Genomic DNA, 11,042 nt, shown 5'->3' with positions numbered 1-11,042 from the left:
CCCGGAATGACGGCGGAGGGTACTGGAACCCTCGGAGCAGCAGGGGGCGAACACTAGGAGCCCGGACGTTCGAACGTCGCGTCGAGGCTCATGCCGGGCAGCACGGCGGAGGTGTCGCCGGGGGCGAAGCCGGCGGTGATCTTGATGGTCTGCGAGACGGGATCGACGGCTGCGGCGGTGCGGATCACCTTGGCCGCGTAGGTCCGGCCGGTCTCGTCGACCTTCACCTGCAACGGCGTCGCGACCTTCAGCCAGACGAGCCAGGCCGACGGCACGATCAGGTCGATCTCGACGGACGCCGCGTCGACGATCCGCAGCAGCGGCTGGCCGGCGGTGGGCATCTCGTGCTCGCGCGCCCGGAGTTCGGCGACGCGGCCGGAGAACGGCGCGACGATCCGGCAGTCGCGGACGCGAAAGCGCAGGGCGTCGGCCGCGGCATGGGCCTTGTCCCATTTCGCCTTGGAGGCCTGGACCTCGATGCGGCCGATGGCGTGGCGGCGGTCGAGCTGCTGGGCGTTGTCGAGGGCGATGCGGTTGACCGTGTCCTCGGCCTCGGCCGCGCGGAACTCGGCCTCGGTCCGGTCGCAGTCGAAAGCGACGAGCGTGTCGCCGGCCTTGAACGATTCGCCCTCGCGAAACGGCAGCTTGACGATGCGCGCGTTGAGATCGGTGGCGATGCTGGCATCGCGCACGGCGCGGACGACGCCGCGCACCGGCGGGTCGGATTGGGCGAGTGCGGGAAGCCCCGCGAGCGACAGCACCAAGACCGTTGCCAGACGCACGATAACCCCCTCACGCACGCTCGATGCCGTGAGCGTGACCGTGCGCGATTAGGGTTAAGACATCGTGCGGCGGAGCGAGGTTCGACGAGAGATCCGGTGCCCCACCGGCTCGATCAGAACGCCTTGTTCTCCAGCCTGCGCTCGATCGTCTGCGGCTTGAGGCCCGGTGCGACGAGGGGCGGCTCCGGTACGTCGGCATCGCCTTTGCGCGACGAGAGCGCCCCGGCGAGACGAGAGCGCTCGAACATCAGCACCACGACGATCGCCACGGCGAAGGGCAGCAGCAGGTAGAACAGCCGGAAAATCAGCACGGCAGCGACCACCGAGGCCTTCTGGTCGTCGGCGTTGATCTGCATGGCGGCGAGGAAGACGAGCTCGAACACGCCGAGGCCGCCCGGCGCATGCGAGGCCAGTGCCACCGAGAACGAGGCCAGGAAGATCGCCAGAACCGGGATGAAGCCCGGGTTCAGGCTGTCGGGCAGGGCGAAGTAGATGATGCCGGCCGCACCCAGCAACTCCATCGGCGCGGCGATGAGCTGCCGCAGCATGATGCCGGGGCGCGGATACTCGACCTTGAAGGAGCGGATCGTCAGCGGCTTGAAGTGCAGCACCGAGCCGAGAACGTAGAGCGCCACGAAGCCGAGCATGGCGAAGCCGACGATGCGGGCCGTGGTCGGGTTGGTCAGCAGGCTCGGGAGCAGCGTGTCGAGGCGCGCCAGCAGGTGCGGATCGTAGACGAGGCAGAAGCCGCCGAGCAGCAGGGTGCCGAGCCCGAAGGTGAAGGAGCAGAGCGCCACCAGCACCGCGACCTGCGCGGCCGAGAGCCCTTTGGCGGTGTAGGCCCGGTAGCGCACGAGCGCGCCCGAAAACACCGACGCGCCGATATTGTGCGACAGCGCGTAGGTCGTGAACGAGCAGAGCGAAACGAAGACCCAGCCGATATGGCGCACGCCGAGATGCAGCAGCGCGATCCGGTCGTACCAGGCGAGCGCGGCGTAGGCGACGAGGGTGGAAACGGCGGCGAGCAGGAAATGATGCAGCGGGATCGCCGCGAAGGCCGCCTGAAGCTGGACCCAGGACAGGGTCTTGAGCTGGCCGTAGAGCAGGTAGCAGGAGACGACGACGGCCCCGAGACCGATGAGCGGCCAGAGGAATTCACTGATCTTCTTCATGCAGAACCGGCCGCAGCTTGGGGACCGGGTCCTGATGCGCCACGGTGCCGTGCATCGCAAGCGGGACCGGTCAGGTCTCGTGATGCGCGCACCCTTGCACCGGGATCATGACATTGTCGTGCCGCGGACGTGATCCGCAGCGTGAAGGCCGGCTCAGGCGCGGGCGCGGCTGAGACCGATGGCGTCCATCTCGGCCTGCTCGCGCACGCCGGCGGCGGCACGTTCGGCGGAGCGCTCGCGATCCTCGAGGATCTCGACCTTCTTCAGTTCCTCGAAGGCCTCGCCGAGTTCGGCCTTGGCCTCGGCCAGCTGGCCTTCCAGCGCCAGAGCCGACTGGCGCATGTTGTCGCGACGGTTGGCGGCGGCGCGGGCATAGGTCGGATAGGCGAAATGCGCGATGTCCGTGATCCCGGCGCGGGCCTCCTCATGGGCGACCTCGCGGTCGAGCTCGACAACCATGCGGTTGAAGTCGGCCATCATCATCTCGATCTGGGCGACCCGGCGACGCTTCTCGTCGACCTGGAACCGGCGCAGCCGGATCAGCGTGTCACGCGATTTCATCTCGAGCCATCCATCTCAACGCAACGCGGGCTACGGGCCGCTCTCGCACTCGGCCTTTCAGCCGGTACCGACGATCGTGGCCAACCGTGCGTAACCCTCGCCGATGGAGGTTGCTTCTTCCTTACTTTGCCCCAGAAAAGCCTCAAGATCCGGCATGAGCGCGACGGCCTCATCCACCTCCGGCGAAGAGCCTGCCCGGTAGGCGCCGAGCCGGATCAGCTCCTCCATGTCGGCGTATGTGGCCAGCAGCGCGCGGGCCCGCCGCATGGTCGGCAGGAAGGCCGGATCGCAGGCCCGCGGCATGGTGCGGGAGACCGAGCGCAGCACGTTGATCGCCGGATAGCGCCCGCGCTCGGCGATGCGCCGCTCCATGACGATGTGGCCGTCGAGGATGCCGCGCACCGCGTCCGCTACCGGCTCGTTGTGGTCGTCGCCCTCGACGAGCACGGTGAACAGCCCCGAGATCGAGCCCTCGCCGGTGCCGGGACCGGCCCGTTCGAGCAGGCGCGGCAGCTCCGAAAAGACGGTGGGGGTGTAGCCCTTGGCGGTGGGCGGCTCGCCGCCGGCCAAGCCGATGTCGCGCTGGGCCATGGCGAAGCGCGTGATCGAGTCGATCATGCACAGCACCTGCGCGTTCTGATCGCGAAAATACTCCGAGAGGGTGAGGGCGAGATAGGCGGCGTTGCGGCGCATCAGCACCGGCTCGTCCGATGTCGCCACCACCACGACGGACCGGGCGAGGCCGGCCGGGCCGAGATCCTCCTGCAGGAACTCCTGCACCTCGCGGCCGCGCTCGCCGACGAGGCCGATCACCGCGACGTCGGCCGCGGTGTAACGGGCCAGCATCGAGAGCAGCACCGACTTGCCGACGCCGGAACCCGCGAAGATGCCCATCCGCTGGCCCGAGCACATGGTCAGGAAGGTGTTGATGCAGCGGACCCCGAGATCGAGCGGCGGGCCGACCCGGCGCCTGGCATGAGCCGGCGGCGGATCGGCCCGCAGCGGATAGGCCACCGGCCCCTGAGGAAGCGGCCCGAGCCCATCGATCGGCCGGCCGAGCGCGTCGACCGTGCGGCCGAGCCAGGCCTGCGTCGGGCGGATCGCCCCGGCGGAGTCTTCGCGCACATAGGCCGGGCAGCCGCGGCGTACGCCGTCGAGGGAACCGAACGGCATGGCGAGCGCGCGGTCGCCCTGGAAGCCGATGATCTCGCAAGGCACCGCCGCCGCGCCGGCGGAACCGACGGCGATGTCGATCCGGCCACCAAGCCGCATGGCGGCGATCGGCCCGGCCACCTCCACGAGGAGTCCGCGAATCGCGGTGACGCGGCCGTAGACTTCCAGCGTCTCGACGTCCGCGAGCGCGTCGATCGCAGCCGCCAGATTCGGGCCGGTTCGCGGAGTGACCGTTCCACGGCGATCCTCACTCATTCGCTCAACCTCAACGGTTCGTTTACCTCCCTCATTAACACTACGGGCATCGCTTCGTTAACGAGTGGCGCTTCAGCGTGTCTAAGAGGCCACGCAGGGCATCAATCGTTTTCGGGGAAGGGGTTAGCAGGAAGGCTCGGAGGCTCGTGCAGCCCCGAATCGCTGTCGGACGGGAACGGATCGGCAACGACTCGGGTAAACTGGAAAGACCTTCATAAAGAGTGTGCTTGCAACCGGGATTCGGGTTTTGTTAACGGTTAATCGTTAGCGTTTCGAAACAGGAACGAAGCAGCGTCCGCCGAGGCCGTCGGCGGGCGAGCGGCGGGCGCATGCCCGCCCGCCTTAGACGGCCGGCCGGGCTGGGGACCGACGATGCGCGTACTTCTTATCGAGGACGATGGCGCCACGGCGCAGAGCATCGAATTGATGCTCAAGTCCGAGAATTTCAATACTTATACGACGGACCTCGGAGAAGAGGGCGTCGACCTCGGCAAGCTCTACGACTACGACATCATCTTGCTCGACCTGAACCTGCCCGACATGTCGGGCTACGAGGTTCTGCGGAACCTGCGGGTGGCGAAGGTCAAGACGCCGATCCTGATCCTGTCGGGCATGGCCGGCATCGAAGACAAGGTGAAGGGCCTCGGCTTCGGCGCCGACGACTATCTCACCAAGCCCTTCCACAAGGACGAGCTGGTCGCACGCATCCACGCCATCGTGCGCCGGTCCAAGGGTCACGCCCAATCGGTCATCACCACGGGCGATCTCATCGTCAACCTCGACCAGAAGACGGTCGAAGTCTCCGGCAGCCGCGTGCACCTCACCGGCAAGGAGTACCAGATGCTGGAGCTGCTCTCGCTCCGGAAGGGCACGACCCTCACCAAGGAGATGTTCCTCAATCATCTCTACGGCGGCATGGACGAGCCCGAACTCAAGATCATCGACGTGTTCATCTGTAAGCTGCGCAAGAAGCTTGCGAATGCCAGCCAGGGCAAGAACTACATCGAGACCGTGTGGGGCCGCGGATACGTGCTGCGCGAGCCCAACGAGGTTGAAGAGCGCATCGCCGTCTGAGCCCCCAGCCCACACGGTCGCGAGAAGAGCCCCGGATTCCGGGGCTTTTTCTTTTGGCGACGGGCTTCCACTCAGTGAAAGTCCCGCGACTTCGGCAGGATGCGGACGTTGCGTGGATGCCCATGCGGCCCGCGCGGCTGTTGGGGATGGGTGAACTCGTCGGCCCGGCTCAGGGCGATGGTCACGTCGCGGTCCTCCGACAGGCGCTTGAGCTCGCCGCTGCGGTCGTAGAGCCGCTCGGCCATCAGATGCGCCACGCCCTCCGGGCTCTTCTGCACCCGCCCCTCCACCAGCAGCAGCCGCGCAGACATGATCGCGCGCCGGAAGCGCTCGAAGGTGCCCGCCCACAGGATGACGTTGGTGACGCCGGTCTCGTCCTCCAGCGTGATGAAGATGGCGTTGCCCGCCCCGGGGCGCTGGCGCACCAGCACCACCCCGGCGTTCCTGACGTAGCTGGCATCGGGCAGGGCGGCGAGTTCTGCGCAGGTCACGACTTGCTCTGCGTCGAAGAGCGGCCGCAGGATCTGCAGCGGATGGCCCTTCAGCGAAAGGCGCGTCGACTGGTAATCGGCCGCCACATGGGCGCCGAAGCTCATCTCCGGCAGAACCACCGCCGGTTCGGGGCCGAGTTCGCGCGCATCGGCGGCAGCGAAGAGCGGCAGCGGCGCGTCGTCCGGCAGGCGGCGTACGGCCCAGAGGGCGGCCCGTCGTTCGAGACCGAGGGAGCGGAACGCATCCGCCTCGGCGAGCAGCCGCAGCGCCCGTCCCGAGAGGCGCGTACGCGCCGCCAGATCCTCGACGTCCGAAAAACCGCGCCCGCGCGCGGCGACGAGCCGGTTGCCCTCCGCCTCGCCGATCCCGCCGACCTGCCGGAAGCCGATGCGCAGGGCGAGCGAGCCGCGATCATCCCGTTCCAAGGTGTTGTCGCGGGCGCTGTGGTTGACGTCGACCGGGCGCACCGCGACGCCGTGCTCCTGAGCGTCCCGCACGATTTGCGCCGGCGCGTAGAAGCCCATCGGCTGCGAATTCAAGAGCGCGCAGGCGAACACCGCCGGGTGGTGGCATTTGATCCAGGACGAGACGTAGACGAGCTTGGCGAAGGAGGCGGCGTGGCTTTCGGGAAAGCCGTAGGAGCCGAACCCCTTGATCTGCTCGAAGCAGCGCTGCGCGAAGGCGCGCTCGTAGCCCCGCGCCACCATGCGCTCGACCATCAGCTTTTCGAAGCCGCCGATCGTGCCGACATTGCGGAAGGTCGCCATGGCCCGGCGCAGCTGGTTGGCCTCGACATCCGAAAACGTCGCCGCGACCATGGCGAGCCGCATCGCCTGCTCCTGGAACAGCGGAACGCCCTTGGTCCGGTTGAGCACCTGATAGAGTTCGTCGGGATCGCCCTGTCCGAAAGCCGGTGACGGATAGGTCACCGGCTCCAGGCCGGCGCGGCGGCGCAAGTAGGGGTGCACCATGTCGCCCTGAATCGGCCCGGGCCGGACGATCGCGACCTGGATCACGAGGTCGTAGAATTTTTCAGGCTTGAGGCGCGGCAGCATGTTCATCTGCGCGCGGCTCTCGACCTGGAAGACGCCGAGCGAATCCGCCCGCCGCAGCATCGCGTAGGTCGCCGGGTCGTCCTTCTGGATATCGGCGAGGCCGAGATCGAGGCCCTCGTGCTCCCGCAAGAGATCGAACGCCTTGCGGATGCAGGTCAGCATCCCGAGGGCGAGCACGTCGACCTTCATCAGGCCGAGTTCGTCGATGTCGTCCTTGTCCCACTCGATGAAGGTGCGGTCGGCCATGGCCGCATTGCCGACCGGCACGGTCTCGTCGAGCCGTCCCCGAGTCAGCACGAAGCCGCCGACATGCTGCGACAGGTGGCGCGGAAACCCGAGCAGCCGTCGCGCGAGGGCGACGGCACGGCGGATCGACGGGTTTTCCGGATCGAGCCCGGTCTGGCGAATATGGTCGTCGCGGATGTGGCTGCCCCAGCTGCCCCACTGGGTCGAGGACAGACGGGCGGTAACGTCCTCGGTCAGGCCCAAGGCCTTGCCGACCTCGCGCATGGCACTGCGAGGCCGGTAGCGGATCACCGTTGCGGCGATGCCGGCGCGGTGGCGCCCGTAGCGCGCATAGATGTGCTGGATGATCTCTTCGCGGCGCTCATGCTCGAAATCGACGTCGATGTCGGGCGGCTCGCGGCGCTCCTCCGAGATGAAGCGGGCGAAGAGAAGCTCGTTCTCGGCCGGGTCGACGGAGGTGATGCCGAGGACGAAGCAGACCGCGGAGTTCGCCGCCGAGCCGCGCCCCTGGCAGAGGATTCCCTTGTCCTCGGCGACCCGCACGATGTCGAGGATCGTCAGGAAGTAGCGGGCGTAGTCGAGCTTGGCGATGAGGCCGAGCTCTTCGCGCAATGCCATTCCGACCTTCTCGGGGATGCCGTCGAGGTAGCGGACCGCGGCGCAGCGCCAGGTCTGCGATTCGAGCCAGCCCTGCGGAGTCCAGCCCGGCGGCACGGTCTCGTCGGGATAATCGTATTCCAGTTCGGACAGCGAGAAATCGATGCGGTCGAGCACGTCCTGCGTCGCCGCGATCGCGTCCGGCGCGTCCTGAAACAGCCGCGCCATCTCCCCCGGGGTTTTGAGATGCCGCTCGGCATTGGCCTCGAGCCGACGCCCGGCGGTCTCGACGGTCACGCCCTCGCGAATGCAGGTGAGCACGTCCTGCAGGTCGCGCGCGGCCGGCATGTCGTAGAGCGCGTCGTTGACTGCGAGCAGCGGGACACCCGTCTCCCGCGACAGCAGCCGGAGACGGGCGAGCCGGCGTAGGTCGTCGCCGCGCCGGTGCATGGCGACGCCGAGCCAGACCGCGCCCGGCGCAGCCTCCGTGATCCGCCCGAGCGCTGCGGCGAGACCATCCGCCCGGCGTGAGGGTATGACGATCAGCAACAGCCCGGCCGTATCGGCCAGGAGATCGTCGAGATGCAGGATGCACTGGCCCTTCGCTGCCCGGCGATTGCCGCGGGTGAGCAGCCGGCAGAGGCGACCCCAACTCGCGCGGTCTGTGGGATACACGACGACGTCCGGCGCCCCGTCTGCGAAGACGAGGTGCGCGCCGACCGCGAGCCTGAACGCCGCGGCCTGCCGCTTGATCGCCTCCTGCGAGACGATCGTGTCGGGCGCCAGCGGATGCTCGACGAACACAAACTCGCCGGGCCCTGAACCGTCGCGCAGCTTTTCGGGGAGCGGAATCCCTTCCGCGCGCAGTTCCTTCAGGGCGCGATGCGCGCGCACCACCCCGGCCAGGGTGTTGCGGTCGGCGATGCCGATGCCGGACTGGTCGAGCAGCAGCGCAGTCAGCACCATGTCCTGCGGCTGCGAGGCCCCGCGCAGGAACGAAAAATTCGTCGCCGCAACGAGCTCCGCATAGGCCGGTGGTAGAGGCGGCTCGGCATTGTCCTGCTCGATCATGCCGGCCGCGATCGATCACGCCGTGCATCCCCTCTCCCCGCACGCGATGAGAGGGGATGCGCGGCGGTCGATGCGAGACCATCCGATCCCGAAATCATGCGAACAGGCCGTGCAGGTACCAGCGCGGCCGGTCGGTCTCGCTGCCGTAGAGGCCGGCGCGAAACAGCCAGAAGCGGCGGCCGTCGGCGTCTTCCACGCGAAAATAGTCGCGCGTCGGCTGTTCGCACGCACGCCACCACTCGGCGGAGATGCGCTCCGGCCCCTCCGCCCGCACCACCTTGTGTAAGACGTGCCGCCAGCGGAAGCGGATCGGCGGCCCGTCCGGCACCTCGGCCAGCGTCTCGATGGGCTGTGGCGGCTCGAAGAGCTGGAGGGGACGCAGGGGCGGTTCGCCCGGCTCGGGCATGAGCCACTCTGCCGGCCGGGTAGGGAAGGCCGAGGCCGGGACCAGCCGCGCGGCACGCACCGGGTCGTGCGTGTCGACCGAGACGAAGCGGACCACCCGCGCAGCACCGAAGCGCGCCACCAGCCGGTCGACGAGATCGGAGACCTCGCCGTCGCCGACCGTCTCGCCGTCGAGACTCACCTGGACCGGTGCCAGCGACTCGGTGGTCGGCACGCCAAGGCGGATCAGGTCGTAGCCGTAGCCGGGGTCGAGGGGGTCGGCGAGGGAGTCGAGCCGCTCGTGCAGCAGGCGCAGGATCGCGGCCGGATCGCGCGAGGGACGCCCGGTCTCGACGGCGATGCGCCGGACCTCGCCGTCCGTCCGAAAAAAACTCGCCTCGAAGACCCGGCCGCCCCGGCCCGCGGTTTCGAGCAGTAGCGCGGCCCGCGCGATCAGGTCGCGCAGGGTCCGCTCGATCGCAACCGTATGGGCGATCGGCTCCAGAAATCGCTGCTCGACGCAGCAGGCCGGCGGCGGCCGCAGCGGCGTGATGCGCCGATCTTCGAAACCGAGCACGCACCGCAGCTGCCGGGTCAGATCTTCGCCGAACCGGGCGGCGAGGGGGCGGCTCGGCAGGTCGGCGAGGTCGGCGATCTTTTTCAGACCCGCGAGTGCAAGCGCTGCACGGTCGGTGTCCGGAAGGTCGAGAGCGGCCACCGGGAGGGGACGGACCGCGGCTTCCTCTTCGCCCGGTGCCACCAGCCGGACCCGGCTGAAGCGGGCGAGAGCGCGGGCGGCATCGGGCGTGCCGGCGAGCGTTCCACGGGTCGAGACGCCGCCTCGGCGGAAGGTCACGACGATGCGATCCCGCAAGACGCCTTCGCCGCCGAAGAGATGCGCGCAGCCGGTGACGTCCAGGGAAAGGCCGTCGATAGAGTCGAGGGCGACGAGGGGCGTCCAGCGATCGCAGGCCTCGGCCATGCGGCCGAGCAGGGCCGCGTCGGCCGCCGGGTCGTGCTCGGCCGCCGCAAGGGTCGGGATGCGGGCGCGGGCATCGGCGAGGGTCAGGCCGGGCCTCAGGCCGAGCGCCAGCGCCTCCCGGCTCACGGCCGCGAGCCGCAGGGCGCCCTTGAGGGAATGGGTGAGCACGAGGGGTTCATCCGGCGCGACGCCAGAGCACGCCGGATTCCGCCGCCACCGGTCGATGGACAGGAACGGAAACCACAGGGCGAGGTAGCGACGCGGGTGCGAAGGATGCGCTGTCACGGTCCCACTCCAGCCTCCAGCTGCGTTGGCCGAGCCCGGAGCGATGACGCAGCAGGGAGGCCGCGAAGGCCGGACGGCCGGGGGCATTCGCCTCCAGCGGCACCGAGGCCGACGCCGCGATGCCCCAGCGGCTCGCCGCCGCGCTTGGACAGGGTTCGGCCTGGAGCCGAATCATCACCAGGGTGACTCCCGAGGCGCCTGCCGCCAGTGCCAGCCGCCGGCTCGCCTTGAGGTCCAGGACCCGCGGATCGCCCCAGATCTCGACGAGGGCCGCACCGATCGCAGCGCAGCGCGCCGCCTCGGCCACCGCCCGCAGGGCAGCGGTGGGATCGCGCGCGCGCACCAGAATCAGGCTCTGCGGGTCGAGCCCGAAGGCGGCGAGCCCTGCGCCGTGGAGTTGCCCGGTCTCGATCCCGACGAAATCCTGCCGCGCCCAGACGAGGGACCGTCCCGCGGCCGCCCGAGCGGCCATGCCAAGCCCGAAACCTGCCGCCGCTGCGGCATCCGCCACCCGCTCGGCATAGACCTCGTGCAGCGCACCGTAAGCGAGCCCGCCGCCGAGCCAGTCATCGAGCGAGGCCAAGCCCAGCCGAAACCGATTTGCGGCGCACACGACCTCGCCCGGCTCGAGGGCTGAAACGGCACGGCGCAACGCGGACAAGGTGATGGGTTGCGCCGAAGCCATTCATGTTCCCTATTTGTTCTTATAACGACTCCGATAATGGGTAGAGTCAAGCATAGGTTTCAGGGGCCTGTGGATTGGGAACTAAAACGCGAGTTCCGTGCGGAGCAGGCGCACAACCGCCTCCGCGGTCACGGATCGCAGCCGTCGCGCGAATGCCGGCGACCTGAACGAAGCCGCTCAAAGCAAAGACCACGGAAACGCTTCTTCGGCCGACAGCCCAGCAAGCAC

General features: G+C 68.7%; 8 protein-coding genes. 1 reads left to right on the top strand and 7 read right to left on the bottom strand.

Annotated elements, in window-relative coordinates; all coding sequences use genetic code 11:
• Window positions 1-53: 53 nt before the first annotated feature.
• The 4 genes from MFF07_RS06415 to fliI form a co-directional block, all read right to left on the bottom strand.
• Window positions 54-782 carry an efflux RND transporter periplasmic adaptor subunit gene (locus MFF07_RS06415; RefSeq protein WP_187272372.1) on the bottom strand — a complete coding sequence of 243 codons (729 nt, stop codon included), beginning with the start codon at window positions 780-782 and terminating at the stop codon, window positions 54-56.
• A 113-nt stretch (window positions 783-895) separates the two neighbouring features.
• A complete protein-coding gene (locus MFF07_RS06410) occupies window positions 896-1,954 on the bottom strand; it encodes a putative bifunctional lysylphosphatidylglycerol flippase/synthetase (protein ID WP_147813101.1) in 1,059 nt (352 codons plus the stop codon).
• 153 nt (window positions 1,955-2,107) lie between these two features.
• A complete protein-coding gene (fliJ, locus tag MFF07_RS06405; protein ID WP_147813103.1) occupies window positions 2,108-2,515 on the bottom strand; it encodes a flagellar export protein FliJ in 408 nt (135 codons plus the stop codon).
• Window positions 2,516-2,572: 57 nt separating this feature from the next.
• Entirely contained in the window at window positions 2,573-3,943 is a 1,371-nt protein-coding gene (fliI, locus tag MFF07_RS06400) for a flagellar protein export ATPase FliI (protein WP_147813105.1), read from the bottom strand.
• A gap of 372 nt (window positions 3,944-4,315) precedes the next feature.
• Here fliI and ctrA point away from each other — a divergent pair, with 372 nt between their 5' ends.
• On the top strand, window positions 4,316-5,017 hold the full coding sequence (gene ctrA / locus MFF07_RS06395; protein ID WP_147078500.1) for a response regulator transcription factor CtrA: 702 nt from the start codon (window positions 4,316-4,318) through the stop codon (window positions 5,015-5,017).
• A gap of 71 nt (window positions 5,018-5,088) precedes the next feature.
• Here the strand turns inward: ctrA and MFF07_RS06390 are convergent, their stop codons facing one another.
• The 3 genes from MFF07_RS06390 to MFF07_RS06380 form a co-directional block, all read right to left on the bottom strand.
• Window positions 5,089-8,478, bottom strand: a complete 3,390-nt coding sequence (locus tag MFF07_RS06390; protein WP_147813107.1) for an error-prone DNA polymerase — start codon at window positions 8,476-8,478, stop codon at window positions 5,089-5,091.
• 94 nt (window positions 8,479-8,572) lie between these two features.
• Complete coding sequence (locus tag MFF07_RS06385) at window positions 8,573-10,012, bottom strand: Y-family DNA polymerase (protein ID WP_238231130.1); 1,440 nt, start codon at window positions 10,010-10,012, stop codon at window positions 8,573-8,575.
• A 7-nt stretch (window positions 10,013-10,019) separates the two neighbouring features.
• Window positions 10,020-10,712 carry a hypothetical protein gene (locus MFF07_RS06380; RefSeq protein WP_187272374.1) on the bottom strand — a complete coding sequence of 231 codons (693 nt, stop codon included), beginning with the start codon at window positions 10,710-10,712 and terminating at the stop codon, window positions 10,020-10,022.
• Between the last annotated feature and the right edge of the window lie 330 nt (window positions 10,713-11,042).

This window comes from Methylobacterium thuringiense (assembly GCF_022179645.1).
Lineage (GTDB): Bacteria > Pseudomonadota > Alphaproteobacteria > Rhizobiales > Beijerinckiaceae > Methylobacterium > Methylobacterium thuringiense.
This window is presented reverse-complemented; position numbering and strand designations above follow the sequence as displayed.